Origin of the sequence: Arthrobacter sp. S39 (assembly GCF_004320525.1) — a bacterium.
Classification (GTDB): domain Bacteria; phylum Actinomycetota; class Actinomycetes; order Actinomycetales; family Micrococcaceae; genus Arthrobacter.
The window spans coordinates 333,222-353,044 of record NZ_SIHX01000005.1; the positions used below are offsets into that span (position 1 = coordinate 333,222).

Here is a 19,823-nt window from a genome sequence, read left to right on the forward strand (position 1 = left end):
ACGTTGACGTGCGGGATGACTGTGGAGGGGAAGTCGGACACTGGCCTGTGTGACGGCCGGGCCCTACGTCCCCGGCGGGACACGTGGGATTGTCCACATAGGGAGCTGCCGGCTTCCTGGCTGTCAGTGGCGGCTGGGATACTGAATCAATGGTCGATAACCAGCACGCCACAGTTCTTGCCGATGCAGTCCTTTCCGCTCCGCAGCCGCAGTCCGCTTCAGGCACGCACCCCCAGGCCCTGGAAGTTCTCCGCGAACTGGTGGGGCACCCGGCAGCAGATTTCCACGACGGGCAGTATGAAGCGATTGAGGCCCTGGTCGACGGCGGGCGGCGGGCCCTGGTGGTCCAGCGCACCGGCTGGGGGAAGTCGGCTGTCTACTTTGTCGCGTCCCTGCTGCTGCGGCGGCGCGGCGCCGGGCCCACGCTGATCGTTTCGCCGTTGCTCGCCCTCATGCGGGACCAGGTGGCTGCGGCGGCGCGGGCAGGCGTCCGGGCCGTGGCCATCAACTCCGCCAACCAGCTGGAGTGGGACACAGTCCGTGAACAGCTCGCGGCGGACGAAGTGGACGTGCTCCTTGTATCTCCGGAGCGGCTCACCAACCCTTCATTCCGGGAGAACCAGCTGCCGGAACTTATCCGTCGTACGGGCCTCCTGGTCATCGACGAGGCCCACTGCATCTCCGACTGGGGCCACGATTTCCGGCCGGATTACCGACGGATCGCGGACCTGATCACCCAGCTGCCGGAGACCGTCCCCGTGCTGGCCACCACGGCAACGGCCAACTCGCGGGTGGTCCACGATATCGAGGAACAGCTCGGCGTTGGGGTTCTGACCATCCGCGGCGCACTGGGCCGTGACTCCCTGCGCCTGGGCGTGCTGACGCTGCCCGACTCCAGGCAGCGGCTGGGCTGGCTCCTGACGCACCTGGGCGACCTTCCCGGCAGCGGCATCATCTACACCCTGACAGTGTCCGCCGCGGAGGACACCGCCCGGCTCCTGGCCGAGGCAGGGCACAAAGTCCTGGCGTACACGGGCCGCACCGACCCCGCGGACCGTGAACGAGCCGAGCAGCTGCTCAAGGACAACGAGGTCAAGGCCCTGGTGGCCACCTCGGCCCTGGGGATGGGTTTCGACAAACCTGACCTTGGCTTTGTGGTGCACCTCGGCGCGCCGTCGTCACCGGTGGCGTATTACCAGCAGGTGGGCCGCGCCGGGCGAGGTGCGGCCAACGCCGATGTGCTCCTGCTGCCGGGCTCGGAGGACCGCGACATCTGGCAGTATTTTGCCACCGCATCCATGCCTTCGGAAGAAAAGGCCAGCGGCGTCCTCACCGCCCTGGCCGAAGCCGGCGCTGCTGTTTCAACCGTGGCGCTGGAAGCCAGGGTCGACCTCCGGCGCACCCCGCTGGAGCTGCTGCTCAAGGTACTCGCAGTGGACGGTGCCGTGGAGCGGGTGGGCGGGGGCTGGCGGTCCACCGGCCAGCCGTGGATCTACGACGCCGAGCGCTACCAGCGCATCGCGGAGGCCCGGGTGGACGAACAGGATTCCATGGTGATCTACCAGGACACCGCCGGATGCCGGATGGAGTACATCACCTCCGTCCTCGACGACGAAACAGCGCATGCCTGCGGCCGCTGTGACAACTGCGCCGGCCAGTGGTTCCGGGCGGACATCGCGGCCGAAGCCACCGAAGCGGCCGGCCAGACCCTCAGCAGGGCAGGCGGGGTCCTTGAAGCCAGGCTGCAGTGGCCCAGCGGGATGGACCGCCTCGGCGTCCCGGTCAAAGGCAAGATCAAGCCGGCCGAAGGGCTGGCAGACGGCCGCATCCTCGCCCGGCTCACCGACCTCGGCTGGGGCGGGGCGCTGCGTGAGCTGTTTGCCTCCGGAGCGGCCGACCGGGCCATCGACCCCGGCATGCTCCAGGCCTGTGTCCAGGTATTGCGCGAATGGGCCACCGCTGACGGACGCAACCCGGCATGGAGCGGAGTAGGCCGCCCTGCGGCCATCGTGAGCATCCCGTCCCGAAGCAGGCCAGAGCTGGTGCAATCACTTGCCCGGGGGATTTCGGAGATCGGCCGCATCCCCTACCTGGGACAGCTCGATTTGGGCCACGGCGGCCCCACCGGCGGCCGGGGCGGCAACAGCGCCTACCGGCTGGCCGGAGTCTGGGACCGGCTGGTGGTCGGCCCGGAGCTTGAGGCGTCGCTGGCGTCCATGCAGGGGCAGAGCATCATGCTGATCGACGACCTCGTGGACAGCCGCTGGACCGTCACCGTCGCCGGGCGTGCCCTCCGGCAGGCGGGTGCGGGGGCGGTGCTTCCGCTGGTGCTTGGCCAGGCCGGCTGACCTCTGCACCGGCATGCCGGTGCAGTGAAAGGCTGTCGGCGGTGCTGAACAGCATCAGGAAGGCCATGGCCAGGAAGGCCCCACGGAACGGTCCGGCCGGGTCCTGGGGGAACACCTCAATACCGTCAAAAATTCGGATCAGCAGCGCCGCCACGGCGATCCCGGCACCGGTGGCCAACTGCACCAGCGTGGCTGACACGGCATTCGCCGACGTGAGCTGCGCCGGGACGATGTCCGCATACTGCACCGAGGCGTAGGCGGAAAAGCCGATCGAGCGGAACGCCCCGCTGCACACCAGCAGGGCAAAGGTGATGGCCTGCGGCGTGTCGGGGGTCAGCAGTGCGCACAGCGCGAAAGTCACTGCGGAGGCAACGGACGCGAAGACGAGCATCGGCTTGAAACCGAAGCGCCTGATCAAGGGCGTGGTCGCCGGTTTGATGCCGATGTTGCCGATGAACACGGCCGCCACCATGATGCCGGCGTGCAGGGGCGTCCAGCCGAAGCCGGCCTGGAACATCAGGGGCAGCAGGAACGGCACGGAACTGATGGTCAGGCGGTACACGAACCCGCCGGTGGCCATGGCCCGGAACGTCCGCGTGGCAAAAACGCTGAGGTCAAACAGGGGATTCCGTGCGCGCAGCATCCAGGCTGCCGCACCGGCCAGGAAACCAACGCCGGCGGCCGCGGACACGGCACCCCAGGGTCCGTCGGGGTGGGCCGTGGAAAGTTCCAGGCCAACCACCAGTGCACCCACGCCGGCTGTGGTCAGGAACAGGCCCAGCCAGTCCAGCCTGCGTTGACGGTCGCCTGCCCCGGATGGAACCAGCCGCAAAGCCGCAATGAACGCCGCAAGGCCCAGCGGCAGGTTGATCAGGAAGATCCAGTGCCAGGAGAGATAAGTGGTCAGCGCGCCACCAACCAAGGGCGCCAGCACCGGGGCCAACAGGCCAGGCCACACCAGGAAAGCGGTGGCACGCAACAGTTCGGATTTCGGCGTTCCGCGGAGCACCACCAGTGTGCCGACCGGAACCATCATGGCCCCGCCCGCGCCTTGCAGGATACGGGCCAGCGTCAGCATGGTGAGATCCGTGCTCAGCGCGCAGGCCAGCGAAGCAGCAGTGAACACCGCAATGGCCAGGCAAAAGACGCGCCTTGCCCCGAGGCGTTCCGCGAGCCAGCCGCTGAAGGGGATGCCCATGGCCACCGTCATGAGGTAGGCCGTCATGGTGATGTTCACATCGGCTGCGGGCACCCGGAAGTCCGCCGCGATGCTGGGAATGGCGGTGGTGAGGACGGTGCCGTCGAGGAACTCCATAAAGAACGTGGCAGCCACCAGCAGCGCCAGGCGCGGGTTCCATGCCTGCCCGCTGCCCGGATCCGCGTTCACCTGGTTGCTTTGTGCCATCCGTTAATCCTGCCACCGCAGGCAGGTTCCGAGCCCGTTGTGTCCGCACCGCGGATACGCCCTGCCTCAGTTTGGTCCGGGAACGCAAAAGGCCCCGGTCCAGGGACCGGGGCCAAACGCGGAGACGGGGGGATTTGAACCCCCGGTGGAGTTGTGCCCCACACTTCATTAGCAGTGAAGCCCATTCGGCCGCTCTGGCACGTCTCCAATTGCTATTCCTAGCCCACCAAGGATACGCAGAACGGGGCATGCAGCGCAAAACGGCTTTGCGCGGCCCCGTTCAGGCCCCTGGCAGCGCGGCTACGAAGCGTCGCCGGCGAGGGTGCGCCACAGGAAATGCTGGCTCCGCGCCTGCAGCGCGGCAGCCTGCCGGTTGTCTGATGCTCCGGCGTGGCCGCCTTCCAGCGCTTCGTGGAACCAGACATTCGGAATGCCCATGGCCTCCATCCTGGCTGCCATCTTCCGGGCCTGCACCGGGCCCACCCTGTCATCGGACGTGGCTGTCCAGATGAACGTTTCCGGGTACTCCACCCCGTCCTTGAGCAGGTGGTAGGGCGAAAATGTCTTGATGTAGTCCCACTGTTCCGGCACGTCCGGGTCGCCGTACTCGGCGATCCACGAGTGTCCGGCAGAGAGCCGGGTGTAGCGCCGCATGTCCAGCAGCGGAACGCCGCACGACACGGCACCGAAAAGTTCCGGGTAGCTGGTGAGCATGTTGCCCACCAGGAGGCCGCCGTTGGAGCCGCCCACGCAGCCGAGGCGTTCACGCGACGTCACGCCGCGGGAAATCAGGTCCCGCGCCACGGCAGCGAAATCCTCGTAGGCGCGGTGCCGGTTCTGCTGCAGGGCAGCCCGGTGCCAGCCGGGGCCGTATTCGCCGCCGCCGCGGATGTTCGCCACCACGTACACGCCGCCCCGGGCATGCGCAGCCACCCGGGGCCCGCCGGACGCTGCACCGTTGGATCCACCTGTCCGGCGCTCCAGCCAGGCCCTGCCCACGGTCCCGCTGTAGGCAGGGGTGCGGGACACTTCGAACCCGCCGTAACCGGAGAGCTGGGTGGGGTTCTGGCCGTCCAGCACCAGGTCGCGGGATGCAACCTGGAAGTACGGGACCCGCGTGCCGTCCGCGGACACGGCGAAGTGCTGCTGCACCTCGTACTGGGAGTCGTTGAAGAACGACGGCGAGGCCTTGACGGCCGCATGGCGGCTCACCACGCCTGCCGTCCCGGCGTCGGAAGCGGCACTCTCGGAAGCGGCACTGTTGGACGAAGCGGAACCCCGCTCCAGCGTCCCCCGCATCAGCGTGCTGGGGGTGGTGAAGCCGGTGGCGACCAGCCAGAAGTCGTCGCCGGCGCCGCCGTCGGACGGGCTGTCATCCTCGTCGTCCACGGCGTAGGCGTTCACGTCGTGCAGCGGCGGGCAGGCGTCCAGCAGCGTTGTAGCCCACGCACCGGATTCTTTGCTTGCCGCCTGCACCGACGGATCGAGCACGCGGATCTCCGACGAGACGTCACGCAGCAGGTTCAGCAGCAGGAAGTTCCGGGTCCAGCTCCAGGACTGCAGCGACGTGTGCGCATCGGAGGTGAACAGCACCGACAGCTCCCGGGACCCGGCCAGATAATCATCAAACCGTGCCGCCAGCAGGGCACCGCCGGGATAGACCGTTCCGTCCACCGTCCAGTCCTGGCGCGGACGGAACAGCAGCCACTCGCGGTGCGCGCTGATGTTCACGTCGGTGGGGACGTCGACCTCCACCCAGGATCCGTCTTCCAGGACGGACGTGCGCTGGTTGAAGAAATCGATGTAGTCCACGGCAAACGTGCGCTCAAAGCCGGGGGTGGAGTCGTGCGCCACCACGGCCAGCATGTGGTTCTCGGCCACTTCGAACAGGAGGGGCGCGGTGGCAAGGGGTTCACCGCGGCGCAGGGTCACGGCCGTGCGGGCGTAGGAGGAGGCCGTCCGCGGCAGCCCCTCGGCGGTGGAGGCGACCAGCAGCGTATCGCGGTCCAGCCACGAGACGTTGCCCTTCGCCGTCGGCAGGTCGAAGCCGCCGTCAGCCGGGGCAATAAAGCCGCGCGCCTCGACGTCGTACTCCCGGTACCGGTTCGCGTCGCCGCCGTCGGGGGAGAGTGCCAGCAGGGCGTGCCGGTGCGGCTCGCCCTCGGCGGGCCGGAGGAACGTTGCTCCGTGGAACACCCACTCGACTCCCTCGGCGGCCGCCAGGGCGTCCACGTCCAGCAGCACATCCCACTCCGGGGCCTGGGTGCAGTAGCTATCCCACGTGGTGCGCCGCCACAGGCCCTTGGGGTTCGCCTGGTCCTTCCAGAAGTTGTAGTACCAGTCGCCGCGCTTGCCCACCATGGCGATCCGGTCCGTGGAGTCCAGCACCTCAAGGATGCTGCCTTCCAGGGCGGCATAGTCGGCGTCCTCCAGCAGGTCCTCCGTGCGGGCGTTCTGCTCGCGGACCCAGGCCAGCTGTTCCTCGCCGTAGATCTCCTCGAGCCAGATGTTTTCGTCGGTGGGTTCGGGGGAAATGGCTGGGGGAGTGGAACCGGGCGCTGAGTCAGCTTCAGTGGTGGTCATGCGCCCCATCCAAACAACATCTGTGCGCGGCTAGCAAGTCAAGCGTCCAAGTCACGAGCCGATACTCTGGATGCCGTGGGTACATCGCAGCTAATCCGGACCGCCATCATCGGCGCCGGCCCTCGGGGTACCAGCGTGCTGGAGCGCCTCCTGGCGCACGCCGCAGCCCGTCCCGGTGCAGCTGCCCTCCAGATCGACGTGATCGACCCCTACCCCGCCGGGTCCGGCCACGTGTGGCAGCCCGGCCAATCGCGGCTGTACCTGATGAACACCCAGTCGTTCTACCCCACCCTCATTCCGGAGGACCCTGCCATGGCCCCTCCGGTCGCCGGCACCACCTTCAATGGCTGGCGGGCGCGGCAGCTGCGCACTCCGGTGCCGTCGCTGACAGAAGACGAACGGTCCGAGCTGGCCACCCTGGGCCCCGGCGACTTTCCCAGCCGCGCCATTTACGGCCGCTACCTGCGCTGCACCCTTGAGGATCTGCTGAAGCGGCTGCCCGACGGCGTGACCGTCCGGTTCCACGAAACGTCCGCGGAGTCGGTGGTTCCGTCGGGGGACGGAACGTTCGACGTCGGCCTGGCCGGAGGCGGGTCCCTGCAGGCTGATTCGGTGGTGCTGGCACTGGGCCACATCCCCTCCCGGCTTAATCCTGAACAGCGGGAGCTTCAGTCATCCGCCGCACGGATGGGCCTGCGCTACCTTCCGCCGGCGGTTCCCGCGGATGTGGACTGGGACGCGGTCCCGGCCGGTGAGCCCGTCCTGGTCCGGGGCATGGGCCTGAACTTCTTTGACGCCATGGGCCAGCTCACCGAGGGACGCGGCGGCAAGTTCGTCGACGCCGGCCACAGGCTGGACTACCGCCCCTCCGGCCGGGAACCCCTGATCATTGCCGCCTCCCGCCGCGGCACCCCCTACCGCACCAAGGCTGCCCTGAGGGGGTACTACCCGGGGTCCGTCCGGCTGCGGTACCTGACCGGAGCCGCGCTGCAAAGGTTCGGCGCCGCCGGGATCCGTCCCGGCTTCGACCACGACCTCTGGCCGCTGCTCCACCGGGACACGCTCTGGGCCTACTACTCCACGCTGGTGCGCTCGCAGCCCGGCGCCGTAGCGGAGCCGGCAGCGTTCCTGGACTCCCTCGACCATGCGCTGCACCCGCACAGCCACAGTGCGGCCAACTGGGAGGACGCCATGGCCAGCGTCCTCGCCATCCACGTCGCGCCGCGCCACCGGCTGGACCTCCGCGGCCTCGCCGCACCACTGGCGGGCCGGACCTTCGCCTCCCGCTCCGAACTGGACGCCGCCGTCGTCGAGTACCTGATGGATGACGCCCGCCGCTCCGCCCTGGGTGAGGACGACCCCGTGAAGATGGCCATCGGCGCGCTCCACCACGGCCGTGCAGTCCTGAAGACCGCCGTGGCGGACGGCGGCATCACCGACGAATCGTGGGTGGCCGGGCTCCGTGGCTGGTTCGAGTCCTTCGTTGAGGGTCTGGCCAGCGGTCCGCCAGCGTTGCGTGCCGAACAACTGGCCGCGCTCGCCCGCGCCGGCGTGGTCAGCTTTGTGGGGCCGGACCCCAAGTTCGGGCTGGACCGCCGGACGGGAATGTTCACGGCGGCCTCACCCTGGGTGAACGGTCCACCGGCTGCGGCAAAGACCATGGTGGAGGCGCTCGCTCCCGCCAACAGGGTTTCTGCCAACGATTCCCCGCTGCTGACCCAGCTCCTCGCAGCCGGGCTGGTGCGGCCGCGGCTCATGATGACGGCAGAGGGCGCGCCCGTGCAGGCCAGCGGCCTGGACGTCAGCCCGCACCCCTACCGGCCCGTGGCAGCCAACGGGTCAGTCACCGGCGGCCTCTATGTGCTGGGCCTCCAGCTCTCGGCGGCGCAGTGGGGCACCGCCATCGCCGCGGAGGCAGTCCAGCCGGGCGGCCCCACGTACCCCAGCGGGCAGCGGACACTCCGCGATGCCGACGAAATCGCACAGGCCATTCTGGGGCGCTGACCATCCACCCCGGACGCTCTATCACTTGCTGCAGGATTTTCCGGAACGCTCTTTCACCCTGCGGCGCTGACCGGCGGCCACGTAACAACCGCACGTCCTGCGCAGAAATATTTGCGGGCCTCACCGGCGGCCCCGTGCGGCGGTGAGTCATCCCACGTGACGCCCCATGCTGAAGTGGCGCCGACATAGCCCGCCGAAGCCGCCGGGTGTTGCGCCGCCGCGGCCCTGTGCGTCGCCATGTGGACGGTCATGACGACGCGTTACCTGGTTGCCTTACGCCGGATTGCCCCACGTTTCGCGGGGAGTCACCGCATGCAGCGCTGTGTCGGCGCACTACGCCGCGGGGACGCCTGTTACCCCGGATGGCCTGCCGTTGCGTGCGGTTTCGCGCTGTGAACGCACCTCTTCTGCCGCCGATCCTTCTCTGCTCTAGTGGTTCCCACGAGCCAGCCGGCCCGGATCCAGACCTGATCTGCAGAAAGAACCACCACCATGAAAAACCGACTCCTGCCCGCCCGAACTCTCCCCGCCGCAGGCATGGCAGCCGCCATGGCCGCGGCCGTGGCAGTCTCGCTGGTGCTGTCCGGTTGTGGCGGTGCTGCAACGGCACAGCCAAACGGGAGCGACGGCGGAACTGAAGTGAAAACCGTCCGTTACCAGGGTTCGCCCAACACCGTCGCCTTGGTGGAAGTGGCGGAGGACCTCGGCTACCTGGGGGACGTGAAGCTGGAGTGGGTCAGCAACACCACCAGTGGACCGCAGAGCATCCAGTCCGTGGCCACCGACCAGACTGACATCGGCGGAGCGTTCACCGGTGCCGTGATCAAGCTGATAGAGGCCGGCGCCCCCGTCCAGGCCGTCATCAACTACTACGGCGAGGACAAGGAAACCTTCACGGGGTACTACGTGGAAGAGGGCAGCCCCATCAGGACTGCCCGGGACCTCATCGGCAAGAAGATCGCCGTGAACACCCTGGGCGCCCACCACGAAGCGGTCATCACCACACACCTGAAGAACAGCGGCCTGACGCCGGAGGAGATCAAGCAGGTGCAGCTCGTGGTGGTCCCGCCGAACGAGACCGAGGTGGCCCTCCGTAAGAAGCAGGTGGACGTCGGGACCCTGGGCGGGGTGCTCCAGGACCGGGCGCTCGCCGAGGGCGGCATCCGGGCCCTGTTCACCGACGTCGGCGTGATCGGCGGACCCTTCGACGCCGGCCAGTACGTGCTGCGGAAGGACTTCCTGGCGAAGAATCCGGAAACCAGCCGCACCCTGGTGACTGGCGTCGCCAAGGCGATCGAGTGGGAGCGCACCACCCCGCGGGAGCAGGTCATCGCCAAGTTCGAGGAAATCATCGCCAAGCGGGGCCGCAACGAGAGCGCCGAGGCCCTGAAGTACTGGAAGAGCGTTGGCGTGGCCTCGCCCGGCGGCCGGATCCAGGACCAGGACTTCACCCGCTGGGCCGACTACCTCAAGTCCGCGGGAATCATCACCGGCGACCTGGACACCAACAAGCTCTACACCAACGAGTTCAACCTGCTCGGAACCCCTGCACCGGCAGCAACCTCGAAAGGATAGAAGATGACACCCAAGATCAGTCTTCAAAACGTCACCAAGGAATTCACCGTCCGGCCGGGTAAGGGCAAAGGCAAAAGCATCCGGCGCCAGGCGGAAACCTCCGTCCTCACGGCTCTCGATGACCTCACCCTGGACGTGGCTCCCGGCGAGTTCCTCACTCTGGTAGGCCCCAGCGGCTCCGGGAAGACCACCCTCCTGGACCTGCTCGCCGGGCTGTCCCGGCCCACGTCAGGAAAAGTCCTCGTGGACGGCAAGGAAGTGACAGGTCCGGGCCAGGACCGCGCCGTGGTCTTCCAGCAGTACGCGCTGTTCCCCTGGCGGACGGCCTCAGCCAATGTCTCCATCGGCCTGGAGAACACCGGCCTGACCAGGAAGGAAAGGGCGGCCAAAGCCAGCGAGTTCCTCGACCTGGTGGGCCTGGCCGGGTTCGAGGACCGGTACCCGCACGAACTGTCCGGCGGTATGAAGCAGCGCGTGGCCATCGCCAGAAGCCTCGCCTATGAGCCGGACGTTTTGTTGATGGACGAGCCGTTCGCGGCCCTGGATGCGCAGACCCGCGAACAACTCCAGGACGAGCTCCTGCGGATCTGGAAAGCCACGGGCAAGACCATCGTTTTCATCACCCACGGAATCGACGAAGCGGTCTACCTCGGCCAGCGGGTGGCAGTGCTCAGCGCCCGGCCAGGCAAGCTCAAGGAAATCGTGGACATCAACATCCCGGACCGCGACGGCGACGCGGACATCCGCTCGCATCCGGCCTTTGTGGAACACCGGCACCAGGTCTGGTCCCTTCTCCACGACGAGGTCCGGCTCGCCCAGGGCTCCGGCCACCGGAAGATCCTCCCGGACGGAACAGCACCCGATGAACAGCCCCTTGAAAGGAGCGCCGCCTGATGACCGCTGTGCTGACCCGACCGCCTGAGGCGGCTGCCGCCGTCGGACATTCCGCCCCGCCGGAAACGCGGCACCAGACCGGCAGGCTGTCCGTCCTGGCAGGCTACGCCGGCCGGGCAGGCTGGAAATCCCTGGCCGTCCTGCTGTTCCTGGCCCTCTGGGAATTCGGCCCGCAATACCTGGCGGGACCGTCCACCCGGGTGTTCCTGCCCCCGCTCCACGAGGTGCTCGCGGCCGGAGCCAAACTGGTCGAATCCGGCCAGCTGCAGAGCCATCTGCAGGCCAGCCTGACGCGCTCGGTCTCCGGTTTCGGAATCGCCGTGGTGTCCGCCGTTGTGCTGGGGCTCCTGATCGCCTGGTACGGCTGGCTGAACTCGTTCCTGAACCCGCTCCTGGAGCTCTTCCGCAACACAGCCACCCTGGCCCTGCTGCCGGTGTTCACCCTGCTGCTGGGCATCGGCGAGGAATCCAAGATCACCATCGTCGCCTACGCCGCGTTCTTCCCGGTCCTGCTTAACACCATCGCCGGTGTCCGGACCGTGGACCCGCTGCTGATCCGGGCCGCCAAATCCCTGGGGCTGAACAGCTTCCGGCTCTTCCAGAAAGTGATCCTGCCGTCGGCAGTGCCAACCATCTTCACCGGAATCAGGATGGCCGGAACATCATCCATCCTGGTGCTGATCGCGGCCGAAATGGTGGGCGCCAAAGCCGGGCTGGGCTACCTGATCGTCAATTCGCAGATGAGCTTCCTCATCCCGGACATGTACGCCGGCATCCTGACCGTCTCCGTGCTGGGCCTGCTCGTCAACGTCCTGCTCGTGGCACTGGAACGGCATTTCTCCCGCTGGCGCACCGCCGTCGGCTCCGGCACCTGACACACCGACTCTCCGCACCACTGACCAGTAAGGAAAAAGCACATGACCACCATCACCGAAACCAAGCTCGAATTCACCAAGCTGGGCTCCCGCATCGGCGCCGAAATCCGCGGACTGGACCTCAGCGCAGACCTCAGCGCGGACACCGTGGCGCAGATCCGTGCCGCACTGAACGTCCACAAAGCCCTGGTGTTCCGCAACGCCAACGTCCGCACCGACGAGGACCAGGTGCGTTTCGCCAGCCACTTCGGCCCGCTCACCAAGGCCCACCCCACGGTGGCCTCCGTGGACGGAAAGCCCGCGGTCCTGCCGGTGGACAGCGAAAACGGCAGTGCCAACAACTGGCACACCGACGTCACCTTTGTGGTCAATCCGCCCCAGGCCTCCACGCTTCGCAGCATCACCCTGCCGGCCTATGGCGGGGAAACTCTCATCGCCTCCTCGGCCGGCGCCTACCAGGACCTGCCGGACGAACTGCGGAATTTCGCCGACACCCTCTGGGCCATCCACACCAACGATTACGACTACTCCGTGCCCAAGAACCTGGAACACGCCAACGCCGAAGAACGGCGCAAGGAATTTACCAGGATCCATTTCGAATCCGCCCACCCGGTGGTCCGCGTCCACCCCCTGACGGGCGAGCGGGGCCTCTTCATCGGCGGCTTCGCGCAGCGGCTGCGGATCGTGGGGCTGTCCAACACCGAGTCCAAGGACATCCTGCGCCTCCTGCAGGCGTACGTGACCCGCCCGGAGAACGTGGTCCGGGTGAACTGGGAGCCGGACCAGCTGGTCCTCTTCGACAACCGCATCACCCAGCACTACGCCCCGGACAACTACGACGGCCAGCCCCGCACGCTGAACCGCGTGACCATCGCCGGCGACATTCCCCGCGGCGTCGACGGCCGCAGCAGCAGCTCCATCAAAGGCGACTCGTCCACCTACTCCGAGACCGTGGTGGTCGCTTAGCGGAAAAGTGCCCTTCCCCGGCGGCTTCTGCCGGGGAATGGCACTTTCAGCGTGGAGAGCCTGGAGTAATGCTTTCTAAGACTTCCTGGGCTGCGAACCTGCCGCTTCTGTTCAGTTTTCCGCGACGATCTTGAACATGGCACCCGTGGGGTCCGCCAGGGTGGCCAGCCTGCCGAAGGAGGAATCGTCCGGTCCGTCAACGAGTGTCGCTCCGAGGGAGACGGCTTTCCCGATCGAGGCGTCGGCGTCCTCCACCGAGAAGTAGATCTGCCAGTTGGACGGGACCTCCGCCGGAAGGTAGCCGGAGGCGTCCATGATTCCCGCCTTGGCCGAGTCCCCGGCGCCGAGGGTGGTGTACCGGAACTCCGGAGTGTCACTCATGACGTCCGTCTCCCAGCCGAAGACCTTCTGGTAGAAGGCCACAGCGCCGTCATAGTCCTTGGCGTGGAGCTCGTGCCACGCGGCAGCGCCGGGCTCCGCCACCAGCTCATACCCCCGCATTTCGCGGGGCTGCCAGACGCCAATCGCCGCGCCAGTTGCGTCGCCGAAGATGGCCATGTGGCCCTGTTCCGGAACATCCATGGGCGGCATGTGGACCTGGCCGCCGTTTGCGGTGACCGCCGCAGCGGTGGCCGCGGCGTCGTCCGAGCGGAGGTACGTGGACCAGACGTCGGGCATGCCTGCCTGGTCCGCATCCTTCTGCATCAGCCCGGCCACGGTCTTGCCGTTCTTCCGCGCAGTGGTGTAGCCGCCGTACTTCTCCTCGTCCCCGGTCTCGTATTCCCAGCCAAAGAGTTCGCCGTAGAACTGGCGGGCCTGGGCGATGTCGGATGTCATCAGGTCGATCCAGCAGGGTGCGCCGGGCGTGATCTCGGGTGCAGGCATAGTTGACTCATTTCTGTCGAAGGATGGCAACAGGAACGAGACTATGCGCGGGCACTGACAGATTCAATGGCCCGGGGCCGGCGGCGCTCCTGCCCGCGGAGTTCCCCAGGAAACGAAGGAACCCCGGTTCACCAGAAACTGGTGAACCGGGGTTCCATTCGCGGAAGGTAAGAGATTCGAACTCTTGGTACGGGGTTACCGCACACTAGTTTTCAAGACTAGCTCCTTCGGCCGCTCGGACAACCTTCCCTAACGAGTAGTGTTTCATAGGCAGTTGGCTGCAACAAAACAGAGTCTGGCGTGCGTCCGGTGCACACTGGTTTTGGGGCACGAATCAGCAAGAAACGGGAGTTTTCCATGAAAGCCGTCTACATTTCAGAACCTGGCGGCCCGGAGGTGCTGGAAGTCCGTGACGTGGACGCTCCAATTCCGGGGCAGGGCGAGGTGCTGATCGACGTCATCGCAGCCGGCCTCAACCGCGCAGACGTGCAGCAGCGCAGGGGTTTCTACCCGCCGCCGCCCGGCGCTTCCGAAATCCCGGGCCTGGAAGTCTCCGGCAGGATCGCCGGTTTCGGCCCCGGCGTCAGCAAGCCCTTCTCCGTGGGCGACAAAGTGGTGGCGCTCCTGGCCGGCGGGGGCTATGCCCAGCAGGTCGCTGTTCCGGCGGAGCAGGTCCTGCGGATTCCCGACGGCGTCGACGTGGTCACTGCCGCATCCCTGCCAGAGGTGGCGGCCACCGTCTATTCGAACCTGGTCATGACGGCGCAGCTGCAGGCCGGCGAAACCGTGCTCATCCACGGGGCCACCGGCGGTATCGGCACCATGGCCATCCAACTGGCGAAGGCGCTGGGTGCCCGGGTTGCCACCACGGCCGGGAACGACGAAAAAGTGGGCACCGCAAAGGCGTTCCTCGGGGCGGACATCGCCATCAACTACGTCGACGAGGACTTTCCGGAGAGCCTGAGGCGCCAGAACGGCGGCAAGGGCGCCGACGTGATCCTCGACGTCGTGGGAGCGAAGTACCTGCCCCAAAACGTGGACGCGCTTGCCGACTACGGACGGCTGATAGTGATCGGCCTTCAGGGTGGGACCAAGGGCGAGCTTGATCTTGGCCAGCTGCTCAGGAAGCGCGCGGCCGTGGTGGCCACCGCGCTGCGGCCCCGTCCCGTGGCGGAAAAGGGTGCCATCATGAACGCCGTCCGGGAGTCTGTGTGGCCGCTCATTACCAACGGACAGATCCGGCCGCTGGTGGCCAAGACCTTCCCGCTGGACCAGGTCCGGGCAGCCCACCGTTATTTCGACAGCGGCGAGCACGTGGGCAAGGTCCTGCTGGTCATGTAGCGGGCACTGGCGGGGGCGCGCCAGTAAATACTCAGTATTGCTTCGCGGCGGCAAGTGGGTTAGTCTCGCTCCATACGCGGTATGCACGGGTCTTGGGGGTCCGTGCATACCGACGCTGACGCCACCGCTAGGAGCATCATGTCAATCCGCCACAGCCTCCTCGCCCTGCTCCAGGACCAGCCGCGTTACGGCTACCAGCTCAGGGTTGAGTTCGAGAACCGCACGGGAGCCACCTGGCCCCTGAACATCGGGCAGGTGTACACCACGCTGGACCGGCTGGAACGTGATGGCCTGGTCAGCAATGACGGCGGCGACGGCGAAGGCCATGTGGTCTACAGCATCACCGCCCCAGGGAAGGCTGAAGTGCAGGGCTGGTTCGCGGCCCCCGTGGAGCGCAACAACCCGCCGCGGAATGAGCTCGCGATCAAGCTGGCGCTCGCCGTGACGCTCCCGGGGGTGGATGTGCAGGCCATCATCCAGGCCCAGCGGGTGGCGTCCATCCGGGCCCTGCAGGACTATACGAAGTCACGCCGGGACACTGCAGCGAACCAGCGCACGGCGGATACGGCCTGGCTGCTGGTCCTGGATTCACTGATCTTCCAGACGGAAGCGGAGGTCCGCTGGCTCGACCTCTGCGAGGCACGCATGGTGCAGCAGGCGCAGTCCGCCGGCCAGGGAGCAGCACGGAAAACGTCCACCGGGGTCACTGTGGAAGAGGCTGCCCCGCTCATCGCGGATAGCCGCCGGTGAGCGTCCGCGGGCCGCAGCAGGTCCTGGAACTCGCCAAGGTCAGCAGGACGTTCGGTGAAGGAGCGACGGCGGTCGCTGCCCTCCGGGAGGTTGACCTCACCGTCAGTGCCGGCGAGTTCGTCGCCGTGATGGGACCGTCAGGTTCGGGGAAATCGTCCCTCCTGGCGCTGGCCGGGGGACTGGACCGGCCGACGTCGGGCGGTGTCTTTGTGGAGTCCACGCCCCTGGGCGGGCTGGGACTGAATGAACTGGCGCGGCTGCGCCGCCGCGCCGTCGGCTACGTCTTCCAGGACTTCAACCTGGTCCCCACCCTGACCGCCTCCGAAAACGTGGCACTTCCGCTGGAACTGGACGGAACCGCCGCGAAGAAGGCACAGCGGCAGGCACTCGATGCCCTGCGGCAGGTAGGCATCCCGGAACTCGCCGACCGTTACATGGACCAGATGTCCGGCGGCCAGCAGCAGCGGGTGGCCATCGCCCGTGCCATTGTGGGTGACCGCCGGCTGATCCTGGCCGACGAACCTACCGGAGCCCTGGACTCCACTACCGGCCAGGGCGTGATGGAGGTGCTGCGCGGCCGGGCGGACGCCGGGGCAGCGGTCATGCTCGTGACCCACGAAGCGCGGCACGCCGCCTGGGCTGACCGCGTGGTTTTCCTCCGGGATGGCCGGATCGTGGACCAGGCAGCTGCCATGCACGATCCCGCCATGCTGTTGGCGCAGGCCGGATACTGACGTGGCGCTGGACCTGAAGCCGGCGCCCGGGGCGCGCCGGCAGGCTTTCCGTGTCGCCGTCCGGATGGCGCGGCGCGACATCCGCCGCCACACAGGGCGTTCCCTCCTCATCATCCTGCTGATCATGCTGCCGGTGGCGGCCATGACCGGTGCCCTGACACTCTTCCAGAGCAGCCAGGAGACCGTTGCGGAGCGCGTGCAGTACCAGCTCGGCGGCACGCAGGCCCGCTTCCGGCCGATGGCCATGGCCAACGGCCATATGGTCCAGGACCCAATCAACGAAACCCGGATCTCCTCCAGCAACTGGGACCGCGACCCTGACTTCGTGCCGAAGGATCCGCAGGACGTACTGCCCGATGGCTATGCCGTGCTGCCCGAAACCACCCTGGACCTGACCGCTGAGTCGGGCGCCGCCGAGGTGTCGCTCATCGGGCGGGCCGTGGACGCCCTGGCCCCTGCCTTTGCAGGCAAGTACACATTGCTCCAGGGCCGGGCGCCTGCGACCGGCGCCGAGATGCTGGTATCGCCGGGGCTGCTGGAACGGTTCGGGCTGGGACTGGGGGAGGAGCTGTCGACGTCGGCCGGGACGTTTGCGGTGGTTGGGACTCTTCGTGACGCCGGCTATTCAGACAGCAACTCGATCGTGTACCTCAAACCCGGGCAAGGGGGCCTGGGTGGCCAGGCGCCGGCGCAATCCGCACCTTCCGAGGTACCCCAGCCGGCGGTGGTCAAGGGCACGATGTATTACCTGGTGGGCCCGGAACCCGTGACCTGGAGCCAGGTCCGGGAGGCCAACGCCGCCGGGGTAGCCGTGCTGTCCAGGTCGGTGGCCTTGAACCCGCCGCCGGAGGACCAGCGCGGCACGGACGGCACATCGATGGGGAACAACAGCTCAACACCCTTCTCCGCATACGTGACGGGGGCGTTCCTCGGCGCGCTGGCGCTTCTCGAAGTGGGGCTGCTCGCCGGCGCCGCGTTTGCCGTCGGCGCCAAAGGCCAGGTCCGCGAACTGGCGCTGCTGGCGGCGTCGGGAGCCGAAACCACCACTATCCGCTCGGTGGTGATGGCCGCGGCACTCTGGTTGGGCGGCATCGCCGTTGCCGCCGGTGCGGCCACCGGACTGGCGGCGGCCGCCGCCGTCGTTTTTGTGGCGCGCATGAATGGATCGGTCCGTTTCCCGGGATTCCATCCGGACACGCTCCTGACCGTGGTGGCCATGGCCATGGGCTTCGCCGCCTGCCTGCTGGCCGCACTGGCACCCGCGCGGCAGGTGGCCCACCAGGCTGTCCTCGGCGCGCTCAAATCGGGACGGGCACCTCTCGCCGCAGGCAAGCGGCCTGCGGTCCTTGGCGCCGTCCTGCTCGGCGTGGCCGCCGCCGCACTGGCAACGGGCAGCTGGCTTGCCCTCTCCAGCGAAGACCCGGATGTTTTCATCTCGCGGACGCCGGTCATCGCCTGGTTCCTGCTGGGAGGCGCCGTCCTGGGTGTGGTGTCCCTGGTCCTGCTGACCGGGAGCGTGGTGGCGTTCCTCGCCCGGCGGGCCGGGCGGCTGCCACTCGCGGCACGCATGGCCGCCCGGGATTCTTCACGCAACCGTAGCCGGACGGTGCCCGCGGTGGCTGCCGTCCTCGCGGCCGCCACCCTCGCCAGTGCCGGCATGGTGCTGGCTTCCAGCCAGCAGGCGAACGAACAGGAGAACCACTACTGGTCAGCCCTGCTGAACCAGGCGGCCGTGCCGCTGCTGGCCGGACAGGCCATGCAGGCCGACGGAACCGTACCGGAACCTAAACAGATGGACCCAGCCGCGGTGGCATCAGCACTGGACGGTGCCCTGGACACGGTTGAATGGACCCGTGTGCTGCGCACGCCCGGTATCCGGAACTGCGAGATGCGCCCGGAACTCATGGACGCCGCACCTGCCCGGACACCCACATCGAGCTGCCTGCAATACTCCCTGGCCGTTCCCGAAGGCAACGAGTGCCCGAAGACTGCCGGCCAGCGTGTCCTCGACCCCGACGACTGGCGCTGCCAGGGCCCGATGCGCCCGTATGCATCCCAGGGCAGTGTCGGCTCGATCGTGGTGGGGACAGCGGATGACGTGGAAAAAGTCCTTGGAAAGGCGCCGACGGCGGAAGCGCGCGATGTGCTGGCCGCCGGCGGGATGGTGGTGACCAATCCCGTGTTCGTCCGCGACGGGCGCGTCGCCCTGGTGGCGCAGGACGTGCGGAAACCCTCGCCCGGGGTTGCCAATGCCGATGCCTTCCAGGGATACCAGGAAGAAGGCAGGACGGACCTGGCCGCGGCGGTGCTGGAGCCGGACGTCAACGTGCCCTACTACGGAATCGTTTCCCCTGAGGCTGCGGCTGCGGCGGGAATGCTCCTGGAAGACGGGGCCCTGCTGGTGCAGCTCAGTGCCTTCCCCGATGCCGCCCAGACGGACAAGGCGTCCTCCGCCCTCGCCGTCGTCTACGGGAACCAGTACACGTCGCTGCGTGTGGAGCGCGGGGCGGAACGGGATTCCTCGCTGATTCTCTGGTCCATTGTTGGACTGGGTGCGCTGATCACCCTGAGCGCGGCGGGCATCACCACGGGGCTGTCCATGGCGGACGCCCGCAAAGACCACGTGACCCTGGCCGGCGTGGGCGCGGCCCCGCGGCTTCGGAAAGCGCTCGCAGGTTCGCAGGCCCTGATGACGGCGGGTCTGGGAACTTTGTTGGGAAGTGTTGCCGGCACCGTGCCCGGGGTGCTGGTGGTGACCGCCACCGGGCTGGCGCGCACCGCCGTCGTGCCCTGGCTCCAGCTGGCCGCCCTGCTGGTCGCCGTGCCGCTGACCGGTGCCGCACTGGCCTGGCTGTTTACCCGGGCGAGGTTGCCGATGTCCCGCCGGGAGGTCGGGACCTGATCCACACTCAGCACAAGGCCCGATGTTAGGGGAATTACGTCACACGGTTGGGTCTTTTTGATTGGACCGATCGGGCCTACGGTGGGAGGCAGGACGCTGTCCAGCCCGGGCAGCCGGATACGGAGGAACCTCTTATGACAACGCATGTTGCCGATTGCAGTGTTACCCGTTGCTCCTTCAACGACCACGAAGGCTGCACAGCCCATGCCATCACGGTCGCGGGGAGTACTGACCACGCCAGCTGCGCCACGTTCATTGACACCGGAACGCACGGTGGGCTGCCCAAGGTCCTGGCAGATGTTGGGGCGTGCCAGCGCTCCGAGTGTGTCCACAACGACCATTTGATGTGCAATGCCCCTGAAGTCCATGTGGGACCGGGTGCTGACAACGCGGATTGCCTCACCTACTCGCACGCGTAGTTGCGGCTCCCCTCCGGGACCAGACATCCAGAAGGCCTCCGCCCGGGAAACCCCGGACGGAGGCCTTCCGTGCGCTCAGCAGGGGGAACTTCCCGCCGGCGCCCGGCGGGACCCTCGCTTGGCGCCCGGCGCCCGCCGTTCA

The 19,823-nt window shown here is 67.6% G+C and carries 14 protein-coding genes and 2 tRNA genes; 11 read left to right on the forward strand and 5 right to left on the reverse strand.

The features are described 5' to 3' along the window. Positions 1 to 149: 149 nt before the first annotated feature. Complete coding sequence (locus EYS21_RS12815; RefSeq protein WP_131133574.1) at positions 150 to 2,348, forward strand: RecQ family ATP-dependent DNA helicase; 2,199 nt, start codon at positions 150 to 152, stop codon at positions 2,346 to 2,348. On the opposite strand, the gene EYS21_RS12820 is transcribed toward EYS21_RS12815, so the two are convergent. From EYS21_RS12820 to EYS21_RS12830, 3 genes are all read right to left on the reverse strand, one after another. After that, entirely contained in the window at positions 2,272 to 3,753 is a 1,482-nt protein-coding gene (locus EYS21_RS12820) for an MFS transporter (protein WP_131133575.1), read from the reverse strand. The genes EYS21_RS12815 and EYS21_RS12820 overlap by 77 nt on opposite strands. Before the next feature lie 119 nt (positions 3,754 to 3,872). Then, positions 3,873 to 3,960, reverse strand: a tRNA-Ser gene (locus tag EYS21_RS12825). Positions 3,961 to 4,053: 93 nt separating this feature from the next. After that, the gene (locus EYS21_RS12830; RefSeq protein ID WP_131133576.1) at positions 4,054 to 6,336 is read right to left on the reverse strand and encodes a prolyl oligopeptidase family serine peptidase; all 2,283 of its coding nucleotides are present in this window, start codon (positions 6,334 to 6,336) and stop codon (positions 4,054 to 4,056) included. Between the two features lie 75 nt (positions 6,337 to 6,411). Between EYS21_RS12830 and EYS21_RS12835 the strand changes: the two genes are divergently transcribed. From EYS21_RS12835 to EYS21_RS12855, 5 genes are all read left to right on the forward strand, one after another. Continuing rightward, complete coding sequence (locus EYS21_RS12835) at positions 6,412 to 8,340, forward strand: FAD/NAD(P)-binding protein (RefSeq protein ID WP_131133577.1); 1,929 nt, start codon at positions 6,412 to 6,414, stop codon at positions 8,338 to 8,340. Between the two features lie 492 nt (positions 8,341 to 8,832). Then, entirely contained in the window at positions 8,833 to 9,915 is a 1,083-nt protein-coding gene (locus EYS21_RS12840) for an ABC transporter substrate-binding protein (protein ID WP_165478306.1), read from the forward strand. Between the two features lie 3 nt (positions 9,916 to 9,918). Next, the gene (locus EYS21_RS12845; protein WP_131133578.1) at positions 9,919 to 10,809 is read left to right on the forward strand and encodes an ABC transporter ATP-binding protein; all 891 of its coding nucleotides are present in this window, start codon (positions 9,919 to 9,921) and stop codon (positions 10,807 to 10,809) included. Beyond that, entirely contained in the window at positions 10,809 to 11,684 is an 876-nt protein-coding gene (locus tag EYS21_RS12850) for an ABC transporter permease (protein WP_131133579.1), read from the forward strand. The genes EYS21_RS12845 and EYS21_RS12850 overlap by 1 nt, the downstream gene beginning before the upstream one ends. A gap of 42 nt (positions 11,685 to 11,726) precedes the next feature. Next, positions 11,727 to 12,650, forward strand: coding sequence for a TauD/TfdA family dioxygenase (locus tag EYS21_RS12855; RefSeq protein WP_131133580.1), 924 nt, complete (start codon positions 11,727 to 11,729; stop codon positions 12,648 to 12,650). Between the two features lie 111 nt (positions 12,651 to 12,761). On the opposite strand, the gene EYS21_RS12860 is transcribed toward EYS21_RS12855, so the two are convergent. Together EYS21_RS12860 and EYS21_RS12865 are read right to left on the reverse strand one after the other, a co-directional pair. Next, complete coding sequence (locus tag EYS21_RS12860; RefSeq protein WP_131133581.1) at positions 12,762 to 13,535, reverse strand: VOC family protein; 774 nt, start codon at positions 13,533 to 13,535, stop codon at positions 12,762 to 12,764. A gap of 161 nt (positions 13,536 to 13,696) precedes the next feature. Continuing rightward, positions 13,697 to 13,784 (reverse strand) — tRNA-Ser (locus EYS21_RS12865). Positions 13,785 to 13,892: 108 nt separating this feature from the next. Between EYS21_RS12865 and EYS21_RS12870 the strand changes: the two genes are divergently transcribed. The 5 genes from EYS21_RS12870 (at position 13,893) to EYS21_RS12890 (ending at position 19,681) form a co-directional block, all read left to right on the forward strand. Beyond that, complete coding sequence (locus EYS21_RS12870; RefSeq protein WP_131133582.1) at positions 13,893 to 14,876, forward strand: NAD(P)H-quinone oxidoreductase; 984 nt, start codon at positions 13,893 to 13,895, stop codon at positions 14,874 to 14,876. A 138-nt stretch (positions 14,877 to 15,014) separates the two neighbouring features. Continuing rightward, positions 15,015 to 15,626, forward strand: a complete 612-nt coding sequence (locus EYS21_RS12875; protein WP_131133583.1) for a PadR family transcriptional regulator — start codon at positions 15,015 to 15,017, stop codon at positions 15,624 to 15,626. Beyond that, on the forward strand, positions 15,623 to 16,360 hold the full coding sequence (locus EYS21_RS12880; protein ID WP_131133584.1) for an ABC transporter ATP-binding protein: 738 nt from the start codon (positions 15,623 to 15,625) through the stop codon (positions 16,358 to 16,360). Before EYS21_RS12875 ends, EYS21_RS12880 begins: the two co-directional genes overlap by 4 nt. A gap of 1 nt (position 16,361) precedes the next feature. Then, the gene (locus tag EYS21_RS12885) at positions 16,362 to 19,262 is read left to right on the forward strand and encodes an FtsX-like permease family protein (protein ID WP_131133585.1); all 2,901 of its coding nucleotides are present in this window, start codon (positions 16,362 to 16,364) and stop codon (positions 19,260 to 19,262) included. 134 nt (positions 19,263 to 19,396) lie between these two features. Continuing rightward, positions 19,397 to 19,681: a DUF1540 domain-containing protein gene (locus EYS21_RS12890; RefSeq protein WP_131133586.1), complete on the forward strand. Its 285-nt coding sequence runs from the start codon at positions 19,397 to 19,399 to the stop codon at positions 19,679 to 19,681. The last annotated feature ends 142 nt before the right edge of the window (positions 19,682 to 19,823 follow it).